Here is a 23770-nt window from a genome sequence, read left to right as displayed (position 1 = left end):
TTATTGGTTCCATTTACTGGGATCTTGTCTCCAGGTTTTTAATGTTTCTGCCTCATCGGCATTAATGTAATTTGTTTTTAAAGCAGTTTCTATTAAGTGCTCATAATTCCCCAAGGTATGTAAATCTACCTTTGCTTCTTTAAAATTTTCTGTAGCAATATCGAAGCCATACGTAAAGATGGCTAGTAAACCTTTTATGTTAACATTAGCTTCTTTTAATGCTTTTACAGCATTAATACTGCTTCCGCCGGTACTAATAAGGTCTTCAATCACCACCACATTTTGTCCCTTCTCTAAACGCCCTTCTATTTGATTCTTTCGGCCATGACCTTTAGCTTCCGGTCTAACATATACAAAAGGAAGATTCATATACTCGGCTACTAACATACCAATACCTATGGCTCCTGTAGCAACTCCGGCTATCACATCTGGCTTTCCATAAAGATCTTCTATTTGTCTAGCAAATTGTTCTCTTATGTAATTCCTGATAGTAGGGTAGGAAAGAATTATTCTATTATCACAATAGATTGGCGATTTCCAACCACTGGCCCAAGTAAAAGGTTCTTGCGGTTCTAATTTAATTGCTTTAATTTGCAACAGCAATTCAGCTGTTTTAATTGCTGTCTCTTTATTTAAAATCATACTGCAAATGTATAAAGTTTTTGTAAATGATATCCCTATTATTCTTTCAACTAAGAAAGAAATAGGTGAAAATTATAGTGCCTTTCCTATTAAAAAGGTTAAGCTGAAGCAAATTATTCAAAAAATAATTGATGGAGAACTACTATATGTAAATCTTTATCATAAAAATGAGGAGAAGCTTTTTAAACATCTTCTAAAAAAACTACCCGTGGTTACAGCAGCTGGAGGAATGGTTTTTAACGATAATAAGGAGATTTTATTTATCTATCGAAACAAGCGATGGGATTTGCCAAAAGGAAAGACAGAGAAATCTGAAAGTCTAGAAGAATCTGCAATTAGAGAAGTGATGGAAGAAACTGGGGTACAGGATCTTGAAATAGTTAGATTTATAAGGAAAACCTATCATATTTTTAAACGTAAAGATAAATATAGATTAAAAGTGACTCATTGGTATGAGATGAAAACATCTTTTACAGGAGAATTAATTCCTGAGCAAGCAGAGGGAATTAAAAAAGCTAAATGGAAAAATTTTGCTAAGACTCAAAAAGCACTCACAAAATCTTACGCCAACATTAAATTATTATTCCCAAAAGAATATTTAACGACTCACCCTAAAGACAGGGTAGCGTAAATATGCTTTTTCTATAAGTCCTGATTCTGTATACAACCAGTTTAATTGGGCAGACGGATCTTTGGAGAATTCTAAATCTGACTTTTTCTTTTTCTGAAATTCTTCATTTAAACCAGGATTTTTATCGAGTAGTTCTTTTGCTAAGTCTTCAAAAACATATGCAGAAAATCCTTCCTTTCGTTGAAGAACGGTATCAAAGAAATTCCAATTAAAAAAAGAATCAGGAGTCGTTGGTTCTAGGGTTTCTAATAAATAGCGAACAGAAGGCTGAAAACTTTTAATATAAACATCTCCTTTTCTAAATTTAATACTATCTTTTGTAGACGTTATTTTAGTATCAAAATGGGGGTAATGTCCCTCATAGGGATTTGGGAAGGTTTTATAATCTTCAATATTATAGATCTCTACAAACATGGTCGTGTCATTTTTAAATTCTGTCATCTCCACATTATTCGACTTTAAAAGATCTATCACATTCCACCAGCCTTGTGGAATAATATATGCCCTAGGAATTTCAATCTGCTCTTGAGAAATGAAATCATTATAATAATCTACTTCTTTTTTAAAGGGCTTTTTTCTGTCATATTTTAGTCTAGAATTTCCAGTTACATCACTGGTGATTTCTTCACCTTCAAATCCTTTAAATTGAAGCTTACTAATATTTGTGCTATCCACTTTAAAATTCACAGGATAAAAACGTTCTGTTAGATATTTTCTTTGAGCTCTGGCTCTAAGATCTTTGATCTTTTCTCTATCTCTTTCAGCAATTTCTATTATAGAACGTAAGGTTCTATAAGTACCCATAACTCTTTTCTTGTAAGGCTTAAGCATATGAGTTTCTATCATTAATCCTAAGGTGTTCCATAAAGCTGTATAACCTGTAGAGTATCTTGGAGTGTCCATAAATTGCGTAAACCCTTTTTCTGGTACCTCATTATGGACATTTACGTAAGGTGTAATGTCCCATTCATTTTCCCATAAAGAAGCTTTTAAAGACGGCATCATCTTGTCATTAAGATAAGCTCCTAATTCGCCGCCAAGTTTGTTATGTTGAGTAAAAAGATGAGTAAGAGTGTATTGATAATCTGCACCATTGCTTACATGAGTGTCAACAAAAATATCTGGTTTTACTTTATGAAAGATCTCAGAAAAACTTCTAGTATTTTTTGTATCGGCTTTTATAAAGTCTCTATTTAGATCGTAATTTCGGGCATTACCTCTAAAACCATATTCTTCGGGACCATTTTGATTAACTCTCGAAGTGGAATTTCTATTTAGCGCTCCTCCTATATTATATACTGGAATAGTTGCAATTATTGTGTTTTTTGGCACTGTAATAGAATCCTGTGCTAAATCTCTAAATAACATCATGGTGGCATCTATACCATCGCTTTCCCCAGGGTGAATTCCGTTATTGATGAGAATTATGGTATAATTTTCTCTAACTTCATCAAGATTAAAATTTTCTGAAGGATTAAAAATTGCCAAATGCAGTGGTTCGCCGCTATCAGTTTGACCAAATTCTTCAAGCTGAATTGAGGTAAAGGACTCATCTAGTTCTTCATAATATTTTATTATTTCTGAATACGTAGAAGTTTGTGTGCCTCCAGATTTTTCGAAAAGCGTCTCTAAATCATACTCTTTGTTGAGTTTGTATTTAGAAAGATCACAAGAAATAAAAACACAAGCTATTAGGGAGACTATAAAAATTTTCTTCATAAGAAATGATCCGTTTTGCGCTATAAACTTAGTTAAAACTGCAACGGCAGCCAAAACTATTATATTGGAGCTTGTTTTTATGAATGTAGTTAAAGTAAACCTAATGCCCACATAATATTTTAGTGCATTTAAATTATATCTTATTTTTAAATTTTAATTGATAAACTATGAGAAATATCACGTTCGGTTTGCTGCTTGCCGGGGCTACTTTAACCTCCTGTGCACAAATGAAAGAAGTAAAGGAATTTAATGAACAAGAAAAACATGAACTATCGCAACGACCTGCAAATACAGTAGAAACAGCTGTTGGAAAGTTAGTGATCCCACCACCCTTTCATTCTAAATCAATTCAAAAAGAAAGTAAAGTTATAGGTTGGAAAGAAGGCGAAATGCCAAAAGCACCCGCAGGTTTTAAAGTTGAAATGTTTGCAGATGGATTTGAACATCCACGTTGGACGTATGTAGCACCAAACAACGATGTATTTGTGGTAGAGTCTAACACAAAAAACAGTGCCAATAGGGTTACAATATTAAGGGATAAGGATGGCGATGGTATTTTTGAACATCGTGGAGCTTTTAAGGAGGGATTAAATCAGCCTTTTGGAATGTTGGTTTTAGGAAAGTATTTCTATATCGCGAATACAGATGGTTTATATAGATATGCATATAAAGAAGGAGCGCTAAAGTTAGAGACTGAAGGTGAAAAAATCTTAGATCTTCCGGCAGGTGGTTATAATAATCACTGGACAAGAAATTTAATAGCAAATGAAGATGGCAGTAAAATATATATTTCTGTAGGTTCGGCAAGTAATGTTGGAGAATATGGAATGGATAAAGAAGTACGAAGAGCAGGGATATTAGAAATTAATCCTGATGGTTCTGGCGAGCAGATTTATGCAAGCGGAATTAGAAACCCAGTTGGGATGGATTGGAATCCTGTTACAGGAGAATTGTGGACTGCAGTTAATGAAAGAGATAAATTAGGTAACAATTTAGTGCCAGATTATATTACAAGTGTAAAAAAAGGAGGATGGTATGGATGGCCTTATTCTTATTTTGGCCAAATTAAAGATCCTCGTTGGGAAGATAATCCTCATAACGAGTTAGTAGAAAAATCAATCATGCCAGATGTGCCGGTAGGACCACATACTGCCTCTTTAGGATTTACATTCTATAACCACGATGCATTCCCGGAAAAGTATAAAAACGGAGCATTTGTAGGTCAGCACGGTTCTTGGAACCGGGATCCGCTTTCAGGATATAAAGTTGTTTTTGTTCCATTCGTAGATGGGCAGCCACAGCCGCCAGAGGATTTCTTAACAGGATTTATAGCCAATGAAGAAACTGGAGAAGTACATGGAAGACCTGTGGGTGTAACAACCTTGCCTGATGGTTCTTTATTAGTAAATGATGATGACTCTAATGTGATCTGGAAAATTTCTGCGGAATAAAAAATTGACTATTGAATAAATTTATTTTCGTTTCTGTTTTACTATTTAGTTTTGCGGAAGTATCAGCACAAATCGTAAAAGGTAAAATAATTGACGCATCAACTTCAAGTCCTATCGAAAATGTAAAAATTTTTGAAAGTGATTCTGAAGTTTTTGTTTTTTCTGATTCTGAAGGAGTTTTTGAAATAGAGGTCAACAGTAATAGTTTTTCGTTGGAGCTTTCAGCGCTGGGATATCTTTCTGCAAAATATGAAGGAATGCCTAATTCTAATTCTAATTTAACTATTTCATTAATTCCTTCAAGAGAGAATCTTTCCGAAGTAATTGTGAATGGAGCCTTGATTTCAAAATCATTACAGAGTATGCCAGCTGCAATCAGTATTTTAACTAGTGGAGATATTCGAAAAACAGATCCTTCCAATTTCGCGCAAGTTTTTAATAGCGTTCCTGGTGTTTATGTAAATCAAGGAGCTTTAAATACCACAAAATTAAATATTCGCGGGATTGGAGCACGCTCGCAATATAGCACCAATAGAATTCAGGCTTATTTTAACGGGATTCCCTTAACCACTGGAGAGGGAGATTTAACCATAGACGATTTTGATGCCGAAGCCATCTCTACGATTGAAATTATTAAAGGTCCTACTTCGAGTATGTATGGTGCTGGATTAGGCGGAGTAATTAATATGTATGCAGGTAATGCTGAAATAAATAAAACTCAAATTGGAATTTCTTTACAAGTAGGAAGTTTTGATACTAATAAAAAAACGATCTCGGCATCTCATGGAACAGAGAACACTTCTCTATTTACAACATTTAGTGATTTGGAAAGTGATGGTTATAGAGACAATGGCTCTTATAAAAGACAATCAGGTTTAATTAGTGCTAATGTCTTTACTGAAAATGGAAACAAGCTATCTTTTTTGGGAAATTTCACCAAATTAAAAGCTTTTATTCCAAGTTCTATAAATGAAAATGACTATTTAAATGACCCTGAAAAAGCAGCTTTTACATGGGGAAGTTCTAAAGGATTTGAATCTTATGAGAGAGGATTGCTTGGAATCTCCTATTTGCATCACTTATCTAACAGTCTCACAAATCTAACTAGCATCTTTGTGAATTTTCGAGATGCATATGAGCCGAGACCTTTCAATATTTTAAAAGAAGAACGAGTAGCAACTGGAGCTAGAACTAAATTCAATCTTAAAACGACTATTTTCAAATTTGCCTCCGAATTAAGCTTTGGTGCCGAATATTACAAAGAGTGGTATAATATGCAAACTTTTGAGAATTTATATCAGGATTTTGAAGATCGAGGGAGCATATTAGGTAATAGTTTAAGTAATAATGAGCAAGACAGGAGCTATGCTAACTTCTTTGCGCAGTTGAATTTGGAACTTTCTAAGAAGTTAAATCTGGAAACTGGTTTCAACGTAAATACTACTAGTTATAGTTTGGAGGATCTTTTTATTCAAGATGAAATAGATCAATCAGGGGATTATAGATTTAGAACTGTTTTCTCTCCAAGAATAGGCTTGACTTATGAAATTGAAAAAGGGAAGAATATTTATTCGTCTGTAAGTCATGGATTTTCAACTCCAACAGTTGAAGAAACCTTAACTCCAGAAGGACAAATTAATACTGATCTAAAACCCGAGACTGGAATTAATTACGAAGTAGGTTTTAAAGGCAATTGGTTGAACCATAAATTATATACAGAAGTTGCTTTGTATTCTATTCAGATAGAAAATTTATTGGTGGCTCAAAGAATCTCGGAAGATCAATATGTAGGAATCAATGCAGGAAAAACCAATCATAATGGGATTGAAGCGACTATTAGATATAAGCTTGATTTAAATGACAAAATCAGGATTCAACCTTATTTGAATGCTGCTTTAAATTATTTTGAATTTGAAGAATTTACTAATCGAGATGTAGATTTTAGCGGAAACAGGTTACCGGGAGTCCCGAAAAGCACATTAAATACAGGCTTTGAATTAAATTACGGAACGAACTTTTCGTTTTACACCAACCTCTTAGCGGTTGGAGAAATACTATTGAATGATGCAAATTCTTTGAATACAGAAAATTATCAAGTCGTAGATATAAAAGCACGATATGATTTTAAAATCTTTAAAAATTTCGAATCAAATGTTTCTGCAGGAATAAATAATGTACTGGACGAGAAATATGCTTCTAGTGTATTGCCTAATGCAGTAGGTTTTGGTAATTCAGCTCCACGATATTATTATCCAGGAAACCCGAGAAATTATTTTGTTGGAGTTGGATTGAATTATGTTTTTTAACAAAACGATTTGGGTCTTATGAGATCCTTGGACAGGTTCAGTATGACATTTGCGCTTTTGTCACTTCGAGCGAAGTCGAGAAGTCTTTAATTTATTGATCTTGTCATTCCGACGGAAGAGGAGTCTCTAGAATAGGATATTTTAATTCGCTGAGATCCTTCGACAAGCTCAGGATGACATTTTGTGCTTTGTCATTCCGACGACAGGAGGAATCTATATATTGGAATAAATATTTACCACGAATTCACGAATAGTTTCTTTTTGTCATTTCGAGCGAAGTAGAGAAATCTTAAAGGAACCATATACTTATTCTTAAATAAAACTTTTTATTTAACGTCTTTTGGAACCATAAAAGAAAAGTCACCACCATTTTTTCGAACGTCACGTACTACGCTAGAGGAAATATGCCCTTTGCCAGACGAAGAGATTAAGAAAACGGTTTCTATCCCCGACATTTTATAATTGGTTTGACCTATGGTTTTTTCGAATTCCAGATCTATAGAATTTCTTAAACCTCGTAAGATAAATGCTGCATTTTCCTTTTTACAAAAATCTACAGTAAGTCCTTTATATGTCATCACTTTTATTTTAGGTTCATTTTTAAAAGTTTCTTCTAAAAACTGAACTCTATCTTCTAAGGAGAACATATATTTTTTATCGGAATTGGTTCCAATTGCAAGAATAATTTCATCAAAAAGTGGTAGTGACCGGTCCAAGATATCTACATGACCTAAAGTTATGGGATCAAAAGACCCTGGGAAAACTGCTCTTTTCATGAAGTTGTGTTTGTGATGTATAACAAATATAGCTAATTACACTAAGTTCAGAATTAATGAACCTTCAAGGCAGCTTCAATAGCGCTTCCAAAAAGCTGTGGTAAACTGATCTCTGCTTTTTCGGCTTGTTGAGGTAAAATACTAGCTTCGCTGAGCCCCGGTGTAGTGTTCATCTCTATAAAATGAGGTTCGTCGTTATGAAATATAAATTCTGAACGTGTAAACCCTTTCATTTTTAATTTAGAGTATATCAATTCAGCCAGATTTTGGACTTTTTTAGTTTGTTCTTTAGTAATTCTAGCAGGGGTGATCTCTTCAGACTTTCCTAAATATTTAGCTTCATAATCGAAAAATTCATTTTCAGAAACAATCTCGGTGACTGGCAATGCTAAAATCTTTCCTTTATACATAATTACCCCCACAGAAACTTCAGTCCCATCTAAAAACGATTCAATAATCACTTCGTCATCTTCCTTAAGTGCAATTTTTACCGCTTGTTCCAAGTCTTCAGCAGCTTTCACCTTAGTGATTCCAAAACTACTACCAGCTTTATTAGCTTTTACAAAGCATGGTAATCCAACTTTGGCAATAATTTCTTCCACTTCAACTTCATCTCCTTTATCAAGGAAATAGTTAGATGCAGCTTTAATTCCGTAGGGTTTTAGAACACTAATAAGATCGCGTTTATTAAAGGTAAGGGCGGCTTGATAGAATCCGCAAGAGGTTTGAGGGATGCCTACCAAGTCCAAATATGCTTGTAAAAGTCCGTTTTCTCCTGGAGTTCCATGGATGGTATTAAAAACACAATCAAATTGAATTTTTTTGTCCTTGATCTTTACTGTAAAATCACTTTTATTTATTGGATAAGGAGTGTCATCATCTGCAACTACAAACCATTCATTTTGCATAATATGAACTCTATATGGCTCATAAATAGCACGATCTAGATTTTTGTAAACTACGTTTCCGCTGTTAATAGAGATCCTGTATTCACTGGAATAACCTCCCATGGCAATGGCAATTCTTTTCTTCATATTAAATAAACAGCTTTAATTTACGTTAACAAAAATATGACTAATAGTGGGTGCTACCAAAACCCTTGCGTTTTTATATCTTTGCCTTTTATAAATAATTTATGAGCCTATTCAAATTTATCTTCAGCAAAACCTTTTTAATTCAAATAGGTTTAGCAATTGCTGCACTTGTGGTGCTAGCTTTTCTAACTATGCAATGGTTAGAACATTCTACCAATCAGGATGAACGCATAAAAGTTCCAGATTTGGCAAAATTATCCTTGGGTAGGGTAGAGATAACTTTAGATGAATTGGATCTTCGTTATGAAATCTTAGATTCGGCAAACTTTAATCCAGATTACCCTAAATACTCGGTGATAGATCAAGTGCCGCAACCTGGAAAATTCGTAAAAGAAAATAGAAAAATATACCTCACCTTAAATCCATCAGGATTCGGAAAAGTAATGATTCCAGATCTTATACGTAGAACGAGAAGACAGGTAGAACCTACTTTACGTTCATTAGGTTTCGAAATTGGATCGATTACTTATAAGCCAGACATCGCTAAAGATGCAGTTTTGGAGTTAAGACACAAAGGAAAATTGGTGCAAGCGGGAGAAGAACTTATGAAAACGGCCAAAATAGATTTAGTTCTAGGAGATGGATCTGGAAGATATACCGGAAATTTAAATGAAGATGATAGCATCGATGAAGATGCAATCGAAAATGATAATGACAACAATGACGAATTCTAAATTAATAGGTCCAGAACTGGAAGACACTCAAGACGACGATCTTTACGAACACCATAAATTTACTGCAGATAAAGGCCAACAGCCACTTAGGGTAGATAAATACCTTATGAACTATATTGAGAATGCCACGAGAAGTAAAATTCAGAAAGCAGCCAAAGATGGTAATATTTATGTAAATACCACGCCAGTAAAATCTAATTACAAGGTGAAACCGGGAGATGTAGTGCAAGTGATGTTCGAACATCCTCCTTACGAGTTTTTACTTACTCCAGAAGATATTCCGCTAAACATTGTTTACGAGGACGATTCTTTAATGGTGATCAATAAGCCGGCAGGGATGGTAGTGCATCCAGGCCATGGGAACTATAGCGGTACCCTTATAAATGCTCTTATTTTCCACATAGATAATTTACCGAATAATAGTAGCGAGCGTCCAGGATTAGTCCATAGGATAGATAAGGATACTAGCGGATTGTTGGTGATTGCCAAGACAGAGACTGCGATGACGCATTTATCTAAGCAATTCTTTAAGAAAACCAGCTCTCGGGAGTACATCGCTTTAGTTTGGGGGAATGTGGAAGAAGATGAAGGCAGAATAGAAGGAAATATAGGGAGACATCCAAAAAATAGATTGCAAAATACTGTTTATGTGGACGATCATGAGGAGCAAGGGAAACCTGCAGTAACTCACTTCAAGGTTTTAGAGCGTTTTGGTTATGTAACTTTAGTTTCCTGTAAGTTGGAAACCGGAAGAACTCACCAGATTAGAGTTCATATGAAACATATTGGACACACGTTGTTTAACGATGAGCGTTATGGAGGAGAAAAGATCTTAAAAGGAACCACCTTTACTAAATACAAACAGTTTGTAGACAACTGTTTTAAAGTACTTCCTAGACAGGCTTTGCATGCTAAAACTCTCGGATTTACACATCCTGAAACTAAGGAATGGATGAGTTTCGATTCTGAAGTTCCACAGGATATTCAGGAATGTATCGAGAAATGGCGTAAATATTCTATTAATCAAAAGGATTATATGGATTCTTAGGGCGTGCCCCCAATAAAAATTGGGGTCGGGCTTTTGGCGGTCGCTTCCCGATGAAAATAGGGAGAGCTTCAACAACGCCTTAATCCCTCACGCAACAAAAGCAACTCAAAACGATTCTTTAGTACTTAACTAGGAAGCATCAAGATAAAAATTAAGGCGACACTTCTAATTTATAAAACCCAAAAGTGAGAATAAAATCTTTCAATACTTGTATTGATAAGAAGTTAGATAAAGCGTTTTTAACTTCTGCTTAGATTGTTATTTTTGAGTTCATAATTCAGGAATTAAATTTCCGCTTACAAATAAAAAAATCAACTCTTTATGAAGATTGTTTTATCCCCGGCTAAAAGTCTCGATTTTGAAACTAAATTACCCACCTCACGTGGTACTCAACCTCAGTTTTTAGATACTGCAATAAAGATCAATCGCAAAATGTCTAGAATGTCCAAAGATGAAGTTTCTAAACTCATGGATATAAGCGATAAACTTGCAGATCTCAATTATGGGAGATATAAAGATTTTCAGGAAGAACATACTAAAGAAAATTCAAGACCCGCTATGTACGCTTTTAACGGCGATGTCTACACGGGTTTAGATGCGTATTCTTTACCTATAGAAAAACTTGATTTTATTCAAGAGAGATTGAGGATTCTGTCTGGTCTTTATGGTGTTTTAAAACCATTAGACATAATCCAGCCTTATAGATTAGAAATGGGAACCAGCGTTGGACTTTATTCTAAGAAGAATCTTTATGAAATCTGGCAAAAGAAAATAACAGATTTCTTGAATAAAGAAATGCAAAAAGAGGAGCTTTTCATAAATCTTGCTAGTAACGAGTATTTTAAAGCAGTAGACAGCAAAAAGCTAAAGGCTAGGATAATTACACCGGTTTTTAAAGACTTCAGCAAAGGGAAACTTAAAATAGTAAGCTTCTTTGCTAAGAAAGCTAGAGGATCCATGGTTCGGTTTATTGTGGATAAGGAAGTTGAAACTGTCGAGGAACTTAAGGGTTTTGACTATGATGGTTATAAATTCAGTGAAGCGGAATCTTCAAACAATACGGAATTAGTATTTATAAGATGATATAATCAGGATATATCAATTAATGAGGCCTATTTTTTTGAATACTCAAAAAGCTACCAGATTGGTAGCTTTTTTTGTTAATTCTTTCTTTTAATCGAGGTTCTTCCTTGCTGCGTACCTATTTTATTTAATAACTTTCAGAACATAAAATTATAATATCCAAAAACATAACGCATAGATGAAGATTAAAAAGGTTTTAGTAGCAAATAGAGGAGAAATAGCCATCAGAATTTTTCGTGCCTGCACCGAAATTGGATTAAAAACAGTGGGGATTTATACCTTTGAAGATAGGTACTCTTTGCACCGCTACAAAGCCGATGAATCTTACCAAATAGGGGAGGACAACGACCCGCTGAAGCCATATTTAAATATCAAGGCAATTATACAAGTTGCTAAAAAAAATAATGTAGATGCTATTCATCCTGGCTACGGTTTTCTTTCAGAAAATGCTGAATTCGCAAAACAATGTGAAGAAAATGATATTATTTTTATAGGACCAAAAGTTTCAGTTTTGAAGTCTTTAGGAGATAAAGTAATGGCTAAGAAAGTTGCTGTTGCTAATAATGTTCCCATTATAAAGAGTAATGAAAAGGAGCTAACTTCCGTAGAAATCGCTTTAGAAGAGGCAAAAATTATAGGTTATCCTGTCATGCTGAAAGCTGCTTCTGGAGGAGGAGGACGTGGAATGCGGGTGATTAGAGATGAAGAACAATTAAGAAAGGCCTTTCCAGAATCTAAACGAGAAGCGGGAAATGCCTTTGGTGATGACACAGTTTTTATTGAAAAATTCGTTGAGAATCCAAAGCATATAGAAATTCAGATAGTAGCAGATAACCATGGCAATATGGTGCATCTTTTTGAGAGAGATTGCTCTGTGCAAAGGCGTTATCAAAAAGTGATTGAATTTGCTCCTTCTTTAGGTTTAAAAGAAGATACAAAGAACAAACTATATAAGTATGCTTTAGATATATGTAGAGCAGTAAATTATAATAATATTGGAACGGTTGAGTTTTTGGTGGAAGACAATGAGATCTATTTTATAGAAGTAAATCCACGAATTCAAGTAGAGCATACGGTTACCGAAGTGATTACAGGAATAGATCTAGTAAAGGCTCAAATTTTTATCGCTGGCAATTACAAATTATCTGACGAGCAAATAAAAATAGCAGGTCAGGAAAGTTTAAAGACAAATGGTTTCGCATTACAGTGTAGAATCACTACAGAAGATCCACAAAATGACTTTAAACCAGATTACGGAACGATCACTACTTATAGAAGTGCTTCTGGTTTCGGGATACGTTTAGATGCAGGAAGTATTTATCAAGGGGTTAAGATTTCCCCATTCTTTGATTCGATGCTAGTAAAAGTTTCTGCCAGTAGTAGAACTTTAGACGGAGCTTGTAGAAAGATGAGAAGGGCCCTCGCAGAATTTAGAGTGAGAGGTGTAAAGACCAATATGAGTTTTCTAGATAATATCTTGGCTCACGATACCTTTAGAAAAGGGAATGTGACGGTGAATTTTATAAATAAGAATCCAGATCTTTTCATAATTAAGGAACCAAGGAATAGAGCGAATAAAATAGTTAGTTTTCTAGGTGACATTACTTTAAATGGTAATCCAGATGTTAAGGTTAAGGACCCTTCAGCTAAATTCTTAATTCCTAAGGTGCCTAAGTTTGATGAATTTGGGGACTATCCAAAAGGAACAAAGGATCTACTTACAGAAATGGGTCCTGAGAAATTCTCTCGTTGGTTAAGACACCAAGGGAAAGTTCAGTTTACAGATACCACAATGCGCGATGCGCACCAAAGTTTACTCGCAACCAGAATGCGAACTTATGATATGGTTAAGGTTGCAGAGGGTTTTGCAAAAAATCATTCAAATATTTTCTCTATGGAAGTATGGGGAGGTGCAACCTTTGATGTATGTCTTCGTTTCTTAAAAGAAAATCCTTGGGAACGTTTACAGTTGCTTAGAAAAGCAATGCCAAATGTTTTATTACAAATGTTATTAAGAGGTTCCAATGGAGTAGGATATACGGCATACCCAGATAATCTTATCGAGAAATTTGTGACGGAATCTTGGGAACAGGGGGTAGATGTTTTTAGGATATTCGACTCTTTGAACTGGATGAAATCTATTGAGCCTTGTATAAAATATGTTAGAAAAAACACTGGCGGACTTGCAGAAGCCTCTATTTGTTATACGGGGGATATATTGGATCCTAAAAGAACAAAATACACTTTAGAATATTACGTTCAATTGGCAAAGCAAATGGAAGATGCCGGAGCACATATCTTAGGAATTAAAGATATGGCTGGTCTATTGAAGCCATACGCTGCAGAAGAATTGATCTCTGCATTAAAATCTAGAATTAATATTCCTATTCATTTACATACACATGACACTTCATCAATCCAAGCGGCCACCTATTTAAAAGCGATAGAAGCAGGAGTAGATGTGGTAGATGTAGCCTTGGGAGGATTATCAGGTTTAACTTCTCAGCCTAATTTCAACTCTATTGTAGAAATGATGAAATTTCAAAATAGGGCGAACGATTTTGATATGGATAAATTAAATGAATATTCAAATTACTGGGAAGCAGTTCGAAGTTATTATTACCCTTTTGAAAGTGGACTAAAAGCTGGTTCCGCAGCGGTTTATAAGCACGAAATTCCTGGCGGGCAATATTCAAACCTAAAACCACAAGCCGAATCTCTTGGGCTTAGTAATAGGTTTCATGAGATCACAAAAATGTATGCGGAAGTAAATGATCTGTTTGGGGATATTGTAAAAGTTACACCTAGCTCTAAAGTTGTTGGAGACATGGCTCAGTATTTAGTGAGTAATAATCTTTCTATTGATGATGTGTTGGAAAATGGAGAAAATATCTCTTTCCCAGAATCTGTAAAAAGTTTCTTTAAAGGTAGTTTAGGTCAGCCTGTTGGAGGTTTTCCTGAAAAGATTCAGAAGATCGTTTTAAAAGATGAAGAGGCTTTTACCGAAAGACCTAATGCACATTTAGAGCCTATAGATTTTGATAAGGAGTTAGCAGAATTTAAAGAAACTTTTAAAAATGGAATGGGCAGAGAATTGGATATGTCCGATTTCTTATCTTATAAATTATACCCAAAAGTGTTTATAGAAGCCTATAATCATCATAAAGATTATGGTAATGTAATCTCTATCCCCACCAAGAATTTTTTCTATGGATTGGAAATAGGAGAGGAAATTATTGTAGAGATGGATAAGGGGAAAACTTTATTAGTAGAACTTGTCTCTGTGGGTGAATCTGATAAAGAAGGAATGGCAAGTATTTTCTTTAAAATAAATGGTCAAACAAGAGCAGTTCAAGTTCAAGATAAATCTATTAAGGTGGAAAAAGTAGTTCATCAGAAAAAAGACAAAGGGAACGATCTTGAAATTGGAGCACCCCTGCAAGGGTCACTTGCCTCAATATTGGTAAAGGTGGGTCAAAAAGTTAAGAAGAATGAGCCTTTGTTTATTATTGAAGCAATGAAAATGGAGACAACGATCACCGCACATACAGATGGAGAAGTTGATAAAGTGATCTTACCAGAAGGGCGAATGGTTTTTTCTGATGATTTGATTGTTGTTATGAAGTAAGCTAGGAAATTTAAAATATCCATGTTATAGTAGAATAAAGATGTCGTCACCCTGAATTTATTTCAGGGTCTAGTTTCATTTTATTAATTTTCTTTATTATGAGATTCTGAAACAAGTTCAGAATGACGTCTTTTACAAGTTCATAATTTTTTAAGTTCAGTCAAAAAATGTTTCATCATACGCATCCATATAAACCTTTTATTCCAAAGAATGCAACGAAATTAATTGTAGGTACCTTACCACCTCCTAGGTTTACTATGGGTGATTTAAAGCCTGATGACGTTAATTTTTGCTACGGAAGCAGAGATGGATTTTTATGGCCAATCTTAGATAGATTATTCGATCTCAATTTAAATTATGAAAATACCGAAGCTGCCGTAGTTCAGCGAAAGGATTTTTTAATAAAGCGGGGAATTGGTATTTGTGATGTTGTTGAAAGTAGTAGAAGAAATAAAATTGATGCTTCAGATCTTGGTATGAAGGAGGTGGAGCTAAGAAATTTTCTTTCAATACTTCGAGAAAATCCACTAATCGAAACTCTTCTATTTACTGGAGGAAATTCTAAGAATGGCCCTGAATATTTTTTTCGGAGACATTTACGAGAACAAGGAGAAGGGATTAAATTAAAAGTGATTTCAAATATAGTTCCTAAGGTCCATCAATTTTTGTTAGATGGCAGATTAATAAAAACAGTCTCACTTACGGCACCTTCAGGCTCTGCCAATAGAGCAATTGGGAGTATGGATCTTTATAAAAGAATGAAAATAAAGAATCCTGATTTCAATACTATTGATTTCAGGATTCTTCAATATAAAGGGTATTTCTAAATAAGATTTAACGAAGTTATTTTAGCTCTTTTTTATCTAGATCTGCAAGCGTGGAAGGTTTAGTCTTAAACTTTCCTCTTTTAGGTCTCAATTTTCCTCGAGTTCCTAAAGCTATTTTACCTCGTTTAGTTTTCTTATCTCCTCTCCCCATAATTACTTTTTATTTTGCTGATCTTTAATTGTCTTTTTATCGAAATCTACCTTATTGGTTTTTTGATTTCTATCACCCGTAGGATTAGTAGGATTTGTTTGCTCGGTTTTTCTTTCAAACTTCTTTTCCATGATATTTAGTTTTAAATTCATTTAAATATAAGGCAAATCAATCACAAAAAGTATTAATGCGTTGTTACAGTTAGGTTAAAGCTATCTAATGGTTTTGACAAAATTGGAATTTTTTCCAACTCCATTTTTAGTAAGGTGCTTGATATAGGCACTCCCGATAATCGCTCCATTAGAATATTCTGTTGCTTCTTTAAAACTTTGTTTATCACTAATTCCAAAACCTACTATCTGCGGATTCTTCAAATTCATTTTTGAAATTCTTTTAAAATAATCTTTAGTTTCAGTTCCAAATCCTGAAGTTGCCCCAGTAACACTTGCACTACTCACCATATAAATAAATCCATTAGATACAGAATCTATAAATCCAATTCTCTCTTCTGAAGTTTGAGGAGTAATTAGGAAAACATTGATAAGCTTGTGTTTTTCGAAAATAGCTTGATATTTTTCTGAATAAACGTCTACTGGAAGGTCAGGAATTATCAAACCATCAATCCCAATCTCTTCGCATTTTTTACAGAATTCTTCTACTCCGTATTGTAGCATCGGATTAAAATACCCCATTATGATCAAGGGTATTTTTACTGTTTTTCTGATATCTTTTAATTGTTGAAATAACTTCTCTGTGGTCATCCCATTTTTTAATGCCTTTGTACTGCTTTCCTGAATAGTTGGCCCATCTGCTAATGGATCACTAAAGGGCAATCCAATTTCTATCATATCTACTCCATTCTTTTCAAGATCTTCAATAATAGATACAGTATCATCAATTTGTGGATAACCTGCGGTAAAGTATATAGAAAGAAGCTTTTTACTCTCTTGTAATTTCGATTTAATTCTATTCATTTTTCAATATTTATATTTTTCAATCGTCACACTGAATTTATTTCAGTGTCTAATAAAATAGTTTCTGAAATGCCCCCACTACTTCTACTACAAAGGCATCAAAATGATCTAGGTGGTAGAATTATAAATTAAAATATTCTATATAAGTACTAAGATCTTTATCACCACGTCCCGAAAGATTCAAAACCACGATATCATCTTTCTTGAACTTGCGATCTTCAAAAATCGCAAGTGCGTGAGACGTTTCGATAGCTGGGATAATTCCCTCTAACTTGGCTAATTCCTGTCCAGCTTTCATTGCATCTGCATCGGTTATTGAAATAAACTCTGCTCGGCCAGATCTAAATAAATTAGCATGCATTGGTCCGATTCCAGGATAATCTAATCCTGCAGAAATTGAATAAGGCTCGGTGATCTGTCCATCTGGACTTTGCATTAAAAGTGTTTTACTACCGTGGATAATTCCTTCTTTTCCTAAGGCAGAAGTTGCGGCACTTTCACCAGTTAATACTCCTTTTCCAGCAGCTTCCACTGCGATGATCCCCACTTCTGGATTATCTAAATAATGATAATAAATTCCAGCAGCGTTACTTCCTCCACCAACACAAGCCACCACATAATCTGGTGCTTCTCTTCCTTCTTTTTCCAGAAGTTGAGACTTGATTTCCTCGGAGATCACACTTTGAAAACGTGCAACCATATCTGGATAAGGATGAGGTCCTACTACAGATCCTATAATATAATGGGTGTCTACCGGATTATTTATCCAATCTCTAATAGCTTCATTAGTTGCATCCTTCAGAGTTCTACTTCCAGATTTTGCTGGAATTACAGTAGCACCCAACATTTTCATTCGTGCAACATTCGGAGCTTGGCGATCAATATCTATTTCTCCCATATACACGATGCACTCGATTCCCATCAAAGCGCATACTGTGGCAGTTGCAACTCCGTGTTGTCCTGCGCCAGTCTCTGCTATAACCCTGTTCTTACCCAAACGTTTAGCCATTAAGATCTGCCCAATGGTATTATTGATCTTATGTGCTCCTGTATGGCAAAGATCTTCACGTTTTAAATAAATCTTCGTGTTGTATTTTTCACTTAATCTAGAAGCAAAATATAGAGGAGTAGGTCTGCCTACATAATCTTTCAGAAGATCTTTAAATTCTTTCTGAAAAGACTCCTCTTGCATGATCTGTATATATTGTTGCCTTAATTCTTCCACATTAGGGTATAGCATTTCTGGAATATAAGCTCCGCCAAATTCACCGTAATAGCCTTTTTCGTCTGCCTGATAGGTCATAGTGTATATGTTATGCTTGAGCTTTTAAACCCAAATTGTCTTTAAATTTTTTTAATGCATTCGCATCTTTTAAACCTGCTTCCACTTCAAATTTACTATTTACATCTACTCCATAAAGCAAACCAGCCTTATTGTTTTTTTTGAAATAAGTATAAAGTTCCAATATCTTTTGAAGTTCATCCTGCCCAATTCCGCCACTTAGAAAAAATGGAGTAGAAGAAGGATAATCTTTTAATAATTCCCAATTAAAGGTTATTCCATTTCCTCCTTTATTTTTTCCTTGAGTATCGAATAGGAAAAAATCTATAATGCCTTCATAAACTTTAAGTTCATCAAAATTGAATGTTTCTTTTACAGAAAACACTTTTATCATTTCTACTGAATTCTTTTTGCCCAATGCTGATCTTAAATTTATGCAGTATTCAGCTGATTCTTTTCCGTGAAGTTGAATTGCTCTGAACTGGTATTTTTCAACTTTCTCTAAAACAAAATCGATCTCTTCATCTACAAAAACTCCTGTTTTTTTGATGCTTGAATCTATATCAGGGATCTCCCCCGAAAAATTTCTTGGAGATCTTTCATAAAAGATGAACCCAAGATAATCTGGATTTAAAGCTGCAATTTCAAGGATATTTTCTGGTTGCTTCATTCCGCAAATCTTCAATTTAAGAGAGCTCATTTTAATTACTTGTTAATTCTTGAATAAATTGTGACGCGCTACTTCCGGGATCATCGGTTTTCATAAAGTTTTCTCCAATTAAAAAACCTTGGTATCCATATTTTTTTAGATCCTTGATAGCTTCAACACTGCTAATACCACTTTCTGAAACTTTCACAAAATCACTTGGGATCTTTTCTGAAAGTTGTTTGCTAATATCCGTACTCACTTCAAAGGTCTTTAAATTCCTATTATTCACTCCTAACATATCTAAGCTAGGCATGATAGATTTTTCTAATTCCTGTAAGTTATGAACCTCCAAAAGCACCTCTAAGTCCAAACTTTTAGCTAACTCAGAAAATGTTTTTATTTCATCTCGAGTCAATACCGCAGCAATTAGCAGAATAACATCGGCACCATGAGCTTTGGCTTCAAGAATCTGATATTCAGCAATAATAAATTCTTTTCTTAGTAACGGCATTTTTACCGCTGCTCTTGCTAAAATAAGATCGTCTAAAGCGCCACCAAAGTATTTTCCATCTGTTAATACCGACATACCGCAAACACCGGCATTTTCATATCCTAAAGCTACATCTTGTACATTTAGATCTTGATTGATCACAGATTTAGAAGGCGATCTGCGTTTATGTTCAGCAATAATTCCGCTAGAGCTATTCTTTAAAGCAGAAGCTAGTGATTTTGTTTTGTAACCAAAAAGTGGATAACGCTCCAGATCTTCAGCAGAAATCAGTTGTTTTTTAAGAGCAACCTCATTTCGTTTATCGACAATAATTTTATCTAGAATATTCATTTTATAATTTTCAGTATTAAGTAAAACCGTAAAGTCTGGTAAATGTTTTATAACGTAATTCTGAACTTGTTTCAGAATCTTATAATACATAGATCAATATAGCAACATGAGACCCTGAAATAAATTCAGGGTGACGAAACAACTATAGTGCAAAAATGGCATACAATTCAATTATTTATATAGCACTCAGTTCTTGTAATTTCTTTAGCGATTTCAGGGCCATTCCTGAATTTAGCGATTCTTGAGCCTTAATAAATCCTTCCTTCGGAGTGCATCCAGTAGAAGTCGCAATGGCCATTCCTGCATTGGCACAAACCACATTATTTTGTGGAATGGAACCATTGCCTTCCAATATATCAACAAATATTTTGGCAGAATTTTCTATGGAATTTCCACCAGAAATTTCAGAAGCATTTAAAGCTTCTACTCCAAAATCTGATGGCTCTAAAATTCCTTCAGTAGTATTTGAAATTGTTTTTGTAGCTCCAGTTAAAGAGATCTCATCATAGCCATCTAAAGCATGTAGAATTGTGAAATTCTTATCGGTGTTCTGATAGAGATATCCATACATTCTAGCAAGTTCCAGACTAAAAACCCCAACCAACTGATTCTTTGGGAATGCTGGATTTACCATAGGTCCCAACATGTTGAAAAAAGTTTTTACGGCAAGAGATTTTCTTATAGGAGCAACATTTTTCATTGCCGGATGAAAGAGTGGTGCATGCAACACACATATCCCAGATTTATCTATGCAACGTTCTAAAAAATCTGCTTTATTGCTGAATTTTATGCCTAAATATTCCATTACATTGGAACTTCCGCTTATAGATGAAACTCCATAATTGCCATGCTTGGAAACTTTAATTCCAGCTCCGGCAGTTACAAAGGAAGAAAGTGTAGAAATATTAAAAGTGTCTTTTCCGTCTCCGCCTGTACCACAAAGATCGATTGCATTATAAGCACTAAGGTCTATAGCAAGACATAGGTCCAAAAGTGCATTTCGAAATCCTTCCAACTCATCTATAGTAATGCTTCGCATCATATACACCGTTAGAAATGCCGCGATCTGGCTCTCGTTATATTCTCCTCTCGAAATGTTTACCAAGACTTCGTTTGCTTCCTGCTTCGAGATGGTTTCGTGATTTATTAACCTGTTGAGTATATGTTTCATATCTATTTTCCGCTTTCTAAGATCCAGTTCTTCATAATTTGTTTTCCCATAGGAGTCAATACCGATTCCGGGTGAAATTGAACCCCTCTTACATCGTATTCTCTATGTCGAAGGGACATCACTTGCCCATTCTCATCGAAAGAAGTAGCTTCCAAAGATCCGGGTAAATTAGGGTCTACTACCCAAGAATGATAGCGCCCTACTATAAGTTCTTTATCTAAATGATAGAATAAGCTTTCGTTTTCTACTGTAACATTGATCTTTGAAGAAACCCCATGAAAAACCGAATCTAAATTGATCAATTTTCCACCGAAAACTTCCCCGATTGCTTGTTGGCCCAAACAAACTCCCAAAATGCTTTTTGTTGGAGCATATTTAATGATGATCTCTTTTAGTAAACCAGCTTCATCTGGTATCCCCGGGCCGGGAGAAAGCAAGATCTTATCGTATTTTGCAATCATGTCCAGATCAACTTCATTGTTTCTAATTACAGTTACATCACAATCTAATTCTTCCAGATAATGCACCAAATTGTATACAAAAGAATCGTAGTTGTCTATAACTAAAACAGAAGTTCTCTTGCTAGTTTGAAATTCGATCTTTGCTGTGTTATTATTTTCGTTCGCTTTCATTTTAAATTTCTTCTGCAATTTTAACTGCCTGTGTTAATGCCCCTAATTTGTTATATACTTCCTGTAATTCATTTTCTTCATTAGATTCAGAAACAATTCCTGCTCCTGCCTGATAATGTAATTGATGATTCTTACTTACAAAAGACCTAATGATAATGGCGTGATTATAATTTCCGTTGAAATCCATGAAACCAATGGCACCGCCATAAGCACTTCTGTTTACATTTTCATATTTTTCAATTAAGGTCATCGCACTATGTTTTGGCGCTCCACTAAGCGTTCCCGCCGGAAAAGTATCTGCCACAATTTGCATGGTACCTACGTCTTTGTTTTTTGTTCCAGTTACTTTACTTACTAAATGAATAACATGAGAGAAAAATTGAACCTCTCTATATTTATCCACTTTTACATTAGTGCTATGTCGGCTAAGGTCATTTCTGGCGAGATCTACCAACATCACATGTTCTGCATTTTCTTTATCGTCTTCAGATAATTCCTTTGCTAATGCAGCGTCTTGCTCATCATTTCCAGTTCTTTTAAAAGTTCCGGCGATAGGATGTATCTCTGCTTTGCCATTAGAAACCACTAATTGGGCTTCTGGAGAACTTCCAAAGATCTTAAAGTCGCCATAATCGAAGTAGAATAAATAAGGAGAAGGATTAATGCTTCTTAAAGCACGGTAAACATTAAATTCATCTCCTTTAAAACTTTGAGTAAATCTACGTGAAAGCACTAACTGAAAAACATCTCCTCTTTGGCAGTGCTTCTTTCCTAATTTCACATTCTCCTTAAATTCTGTATCGGTTAAATTTGAAATTGGAGAATTTTCTCTTCTGAAATTATAGGTTGCAAAATTCTTTACTTTAATCAGTTGTTCAATTTCTTCTAACTTACTTTCAGAATTATAATTATGATCAAAAATATAAGCTGAATTATTGAAATGGTTGATGGCTATAATATTTTGATAAACTGCATAATAAACCTCAGGAATTTCAAGATCTCCCTTCTTTTTGGTAATCTTAATATCTTCGAAATATTGAACCCCATCATATCCAGTATATCCAAACAGTCCGTTATTAATAAACTTGAAATTGGAATCTTCTGTTTGAAATAAAGACGAGAAATTTTGAATTGCTTCAGATAGCTTAATTTCAGGAGTTATCTCCGTTAGTTTTTTAGAACCATCTGGATAAAGCTCTTGGATCTGTCCGTCTTTTATTTTTATTGAAGCAATTGGATTGCAACATATATAAGAAAAACTATTATCGTTTGCATGATAATCACTACTCTCTAGCAATAAACTATTGGGGTATTTATCCCGAATTTTAAGATAGACACTCACAGGAGTAAGAGTATCTGCAAGAAGTTTTTTATAAGTGGTCTTTAATGTATACATGTTATTATTTAAAAAAATTAAACAAAAAAAAGGCTTGTCGTGAGACAAGCCTTGTATAGAAATATACTATAGCAATGTTACTTCACGACGTTTTGACGTAAGCTACTCCACCACCAAGTATGTACTGTATTATTTTTCATTGGCTCAAATATAAGTATCATTGTTGGATTGACAAAAGTTTTATCCAAAATGATGCTCTAGATGAAATGAATTCTTCATTACTTAGAATTTCAAATTCACATCAAGATCAAAATTATCGTAAATAGTTTTGTCTCCTAAATCATCGAAAAAGCTTCCAGAACCATATTTAATGTCATATTTAGACCTATCAATAGATAGTTTAGCATTAGCAGAATTATCGTTCATCTCTAAATCGAAAGTAACCGGTTTTGTGATGTTCTTAATTGTTAAGTTACCAACAACTCCATAAGAATCATTTCCCTTAGAAGCTATGTTTGTGATCACTAATTTTGCTGATGGATGCTTTTCTACACCAAAGAAATCTTCAGATTTTAAATGGCCTTCCAGTTTTTGTTTGTTCTCTCCGGAAAGATCTGTGGTATTAATTGTTGTCATATCCATTACAAATTCACCGCCAATCAACTTCTCATCTTCCATATTGAAGAATCCGCTTTTCAAGTTAATAGTTCCTGTATGTGCTCCAGTAACTTTTTTACCAGTCCAGGTCACTTTACTTTCTTTAATGTTTATCTCTTTTTTCATTGTTGTAAATGCTAGTGTTGTTAAAACAATTACAGTAGCCGCTACTCCTTTTAATAAGTTTTTTTTCATAAT

Annotated in this window: 22 protein-coding genes; 8 read left to right on the top strand and 14 right to left on the bottom strand. The window is 34.5% G+C overall.

Translation table 11 applies throughout. The annotated features are described in order from the left end of the window. A complete protein-coding gene (gene pyrE / locus I130_RS10005; RefSeq protein ID WP_034922470.1) occupies positions 1-642 on the bottom strand; it encodes an orotate phosphoribosyltransferase in 642 nt (213 codons plus the stop codon). A gap of 7 nt (positions 643-649) precedes the next feature. Between pyrE and I130_RS10000 the strand changes: the two genes are divergently transcribed. Beyond that, positions 650-1273, top strand: coding sequence for an NUDIX hydrolase (locus I130_RS10000; RefSeq protein ID WP_034922468.1), 624 nt, complete (start codon positions 650-652; stop codon positions 1271-1273). Here the strand turns inward: I130_RS10000 and I130_RS09995 are convergent. After that, positions 1241-2992, bottom strand: coding sequence for a M14 family metallopeptidase (locus I130_RS09995; protein WP_034922656.1), 1752 nt, complete (start codon positions 2990-2992; stop codon positions 1241-1243). The two genes, I130_RS10000 and I130_RS09995, sit on opposite strands and share 33 nt — an antisense overlap. A 167-nt stretch (positions 2993-3159) precedes the next feature. On the opposite strand from I130_RS09995, the gene I130_RS09990 reads away from it, so the two are divergent. Both I130_RS09990 and I130_RS09985 read left to right on the top strand, forming a co-directional pair. Further along, complete coding sequence (locus I130_RS09990) at positions 3160-4443, top strand: PQQ-dependent sugar dehydrogenase (RefSeq protein ID WP_034922464.1); 1284 nt, start codon at positions 3160-3162, stop codon at positions 4441-4443. A gap of 11 nt (positions 4444-4454) precedes the next feature. Then, positions 4455-6749, top strand: coding sequence for a TonB-dependent receptor (locus tag I130_RS09985; RefSeq protein WP_034922461.1), 2295 nt, complete (start codon positions 4455-4457; stop codon positions 6747-6749). Between the two features lie 326 nt (positions 6750-7075). Here the strand turns inward: I130_RS09985 and coaD are convergent, their stop codons facing one another. Both coaD and I130_RS09975 read right to left on the bottom strand, forming a co-directional pair. After that, complete coding sequence (gene coaD / locus I130_RS09980; RefSeq protein ID WP_034922459.1) at positions 7076-7525, bottom strand: pantetheine-phosphate adenylyltransferase; 450 nt, start codon at positions 7523-7525, stop codon at positions 7076-7078. 53 nt (positions 7526-7578) lie between these two features. Further along, positions 7579-8559: a D-alanine--D-alanine ligase gene (locus I130_RS09975; protein ID WP_034922456.1), complete on the bottom strand. Its 981-nt coding sequence runs from the start codon at positions 8557-8559 to the stop codon at positions 7579-7581. 101 nt (positions 8560-8660) lie between these two features. Here I130_RS09975 and I130_RS09970 point away from each other — a divergent pair, with 101 nt between their 5' ends. The 5 genes from I130_RS09970 to I130_RS09950 all read left to right on the top strand — a co-directional run bounded on the left by I130_RS09970 (position 8661) and on the right by I130_RS09950 (position 15879). Further along, positions 8661-9293 carry a PASTA domain-containing protein gene (locus I130_RS09970; RefSeq protein WP_034922453.1) on the top strand — a complete coding sequence of 211 codons (633 nt, stop codon included), beginning with the start codon at positions 8661-8663 and terminating at the stop codon, positions 9291-9293. Further along, entirely contained in the window at positions 9280-10341 is a 1062-nt protein-coding gene (locus tag I130_RS09965) for an RluA family pseudouridine synthase (protein WP_034922450.1), read from the top strand. The genes I130_RS09970 and I130_RS09965 overlap by 14 nt, the downstream gene beginning before the upstream one ends. A 321-nt stretch (positions 10342-10662) precedes the next feature. Continuing rightward, positions 10663-11424 carry a peroxide stress protein YaaA gene (yaaA, locus tag I130_RS09960; RefSeq protein WP_034922447.1) on the top strand — a complete coding sequence of 254 codons (762 nt, stop codon included), beginning with the start codon at positions 10663-10665 and terminating at the stop codon, positions 11422-11424. A 178-nt stretch (positions 11425-11602) separates the two neighbouring features. Beyond that, complete coding sequence (locus tag I130_RS09955) at positions 11603-15052, top strand: pyruvate carboxylase (RefSeq protein ID WP_034922444.1); 3450 nt, start codon at positions 11603-11605, stop codon at positions 15050-15052. A gap of 167 nt (positions 15053-15219) precedes the next feature. Then, entirely contained in the window at positions 15220-15879 is a 660-nt protein-coding gene (locus I130_RS09950) for a uracil-DNA glycosylase family protein (protein ID WP_034922441.1), read from the top strand. A 16-nt stretch (positions 15880-15895) separates the two neighbouring features. Here the strand turns inward: I130_RS09950 and I130_RS16475 are convergent, their stop codons facing one another. The 10 genes from I130_RS16475 to I130_RS09910 form a co-directional block, all read right to left on the bottom strand. After that, on the bottom strand, positions 15896-16030 hold the full coding sequence (locus I130_RS16475) for a 30S ribosomal protein THX (protein WP_083932903.1): 135 nt from the start codon (positions 16028-16030) through the stop codon (positions 15896-15898). 2 nt (positions 16031-16032) lie between these two features. Continuing rightward, on the bottom strand, positions 16033-16161 hold the full coding sequence (locus I130_RS16895; RefSeq protein WP_010228758.1) for a hypothetical protein: 129 nt from the start codon (positions 16159-16161) through the stop codon (positions 16033-16035). An 81-nt stretch (positions 16162-16242) separates the two neighbouring features. Next, complete coding sequence (gene trpA, locus I130_RS09945) at positions 16243-17004, bottom strand: tryptophan synthase subunit alpha (protein WP_034922438.1); 762 nt, start codon at positions 17002-17004, stop codon at positions 16243-16245. Positions 17005-17125: 121 nt separating this feature from the next. Then, positions 17126-18307: a tryptophan synthase subunit beta gene (gene trpB, locus I130_RS09940; RefSeq protein ID WP_034922435.1), complete on the bottom strand. Its 1182-nt coding sequence runs from the start codon at positions 18305-18307 to the stop codon at positions 17126-17128. 10 nt (positions 18308-18317) lie between these two features. Next, positions 18318-18986 (bottom strand): phosphoribosylanthranilate isomerase, encoded by a 669-nt coding sequence (locus I130_RS09935; RefSeq protein WP_034922432.1) that lies wholly within the window; start codon positions 18984-18986, stop codon positions 18318-18320. Between the two features lies 1 nt (position 18987). Next, positions 18988-19776, bottom strand: coding sequence for an indole-3-glycerol phosphate synthase TrpC (trpC, locus tag I130_RS09930; RefSeq protein ID WP_034922653.1), 789 nt, complete (start codon positions 19774-19776; stop codon positions 18988-18990). A gap of 175 nt (positions 19777-19951) precedes the next feature. Next, positions 19952-20947: an anthranilate phosphoribosyltransferase gene (trpD, locus tag I130_RS09925; RefSeq protein WP_034922429.1), complete on the bottom strand. Its 996-nt coding sequence runs from the start codon at positions 20945-20947 to the stop codon at positions 19952-19954. A 2-nt stretch (positions 20948-20949) separates the two neighbouring features. After that, a complete protein-coding gene (locus I130_RS09920) occupies positions 20950-21579 on the bottom strand; it encodes an anthranilate synthase component II (RefSeq protein WP_083932902.1) in 630 nt (209 codons plus the stop codon). Position 21580: 1 nt separating this feature from the next. Next, a complete protein-coding gene (locus I130_RS09915; protein ID WP_034922426.1) occupies positions 21581-22975 on the bottom strand; it encodes an anthranilate synthase component I family protein in 1395 nt (464 codons plus the stop codon). 222 nt (positions 22976-23197) lie between these two features. Next, positions 23198-23767 carry a YceI family protein gene (locus tag I130_RS09910; RefSeq protein WP_034922422.1) on the bottom strand — a complete coding sequence of 190 codons (570 nt, stop codon included), beginning with the start codon at positions 23765-23767 and terminating at the stop codon, positions 23198-23200. Between the last annotated feature and the right edge of the window lie 3 nt (positions 23768-23770).

Origin of the sequence: Gillisia sp. CAL575, from assembly GCF_000403785.1 — a bacterium.
Lineage (GTDB): Bacteria > Bacteroidota > Bacteroidia > Flavobacteriales > Flavobacteriaceae > Gillisia.
Note: the sequence above shows the minus strand (reverse complement) of the source record. Positions and strands in the feature narration are given on the sequence as shown.

What these genes read in the sequence shown, in the direction of transcription:
- trpC (WP_034922653.1), bottom strand. Translation starts at nt 19,776, where the DNA reads ATGAATATTCTAGATAAAATTATTGTCGATAAACGAAATGAGGTTGCT.
- trpD (WP_034922429.1), bottom strand. Translation starts at nt 20,947, where the DNA reads ATGAAACATATACTCAACAGGTTAATAAATCACGAAACCATCTCGAAG.
- I130_RS09965 (WP_034922450.1), top strand. Translation starts at nt 9,280, where the DNA reads ATGACGAATTCTAAATTAATAGGTCCAGAACTGGAAGACACTCAAGAC.
- I130_RS09915 (WP_034922426.1), bottom strand. Translation starts at nt 22,975, where the DNA reads ATGTATACATTAAAGACCACTTATAAAAAACTTCTTGCAGATACTCTT.
- I130_RS10000 (WP_034922468.1), top strand. Translation starts at nt 650, where the DNA reads ATGTATAAAGTTTTTGTAAATGATATCCCTATTATTCTTTCAACTAAG.
- I130_RS09935 (WP_034922432.1), bottom strand. Translation starts at nt 18,986, where the DNA reads ATGAGCTCTCTTAAATTGAAGATTTGCGGAATGAAGCAACCAGAAAAT.
- I130_RS09955 (WP_034922444.1), top strand. Translation starts at nt 11,603, where the DNA reads ATGAAGATTAAAAAGGTTTTAGTAGCAAATAGAGGAGAAATAGCCATC.
- pyrE (WP_034922470.1), bottom strand. Translation starts at nt 642, where the DNA reads ATGATTTTAAATAAAGAGACAGCAATTAAAACAGCTGAATTGCTGTTG.
- I130_RS16475 (WP_083932903.1), bottom strand. Translation starts at nt 16,030, where the DNA reads ATGGGGAGAGGAGATAAGAAAACTAAACGAGGTAAAATAGCTTTAGGA.
- trpA (WP_034922438.1), bottom strand. Translation starts at nt 17,004, where the DNA reads ATGAATAGAATTAAATCGAAATTACAAGAGAGTAAAAAGCTTCTTTCT.
- I130_RS09970 (WP_034922453.1), top strand. Translation starts at nt 8,661, where the DNA reads ATGAGCCTATTCAAATTTATCTTCAGCAAAACCTTTTTAATTCAAATA.
- yaaA (WP_034922447.1), top strand. Translation starts at nt 10,663, where the DNA reads ATGAAGATTGTTTTATCCCCGGCTAAAAGTCTCGATTTTGAAACTAAA.
- I130_RS09990 (WP_034922464.1), top strand. Translation starts at nt 3,160, where the DNA reads ATGAGAAATATCACGTTCGGTTTGCTGCTTGCCGGGGCTACTTTAACC.
- I130_RS09920 (WP_083932902.1), bottom strand. Translation starts at nt 21,579, where the DNA reads ATGAAAGCGAACGAAAATAATAACACAGCAAAGATCGAATTTCAAACT.
- coaD (WP_034922459.1), bottom strand. Translation starts at nt 7,525, where the DNA reads ATGAAAAGAGCAGTTTTCCCAGGGTCTTTTGATCCCATAACTTTAGGT.
- I130_RS16895 (WP_010228758.1), bottom strand. Translation starts at nt 16,161, where the DNA reads ATGGAAAAGAAGTTTGAAAGAAAAACCGAGCAAACAAATCCTACTAAT.
- I130_RS09995 (WP_034922656.1), bottom strand. Translation starts at nt 2,992, where the DNA reads ATGAAGAAAATTTTTATAGTCTCCCTAATAGCTTGTGTTTTTATTTCT.
- trpB (WP_034922435.1), bottom strand. Translation starts at nt 18,307, where the DNA reads ATGACCTATCAGGCAGACGAAAAAGGCTATTACGGTGAATTTGGCGGA.
- I130_RS09975 (WP_034922456.1), bottom strand. Translation starts at nt 8,559, where the DNA reads ATGAAGAAAAGAATTGCCATTGCCATGGGAGGTTATTCCAGTGAATAC.
- I130_RS09910 (WP_034922422.1), bottom strand. Translation starts at nt 23,767, where the DNA reads ATGAAAAAAAACTTATTAAAAGGAGTAGCGGCTACTGTAATTGTTTTA.
- I130_RS09950 (WP_034922441.1), top strand. Translation starts at nt 15,220, where the DNA reads ATGTTTCATCATACGCATCCATATAAACCTTTTATTCCAAAGAATGCA.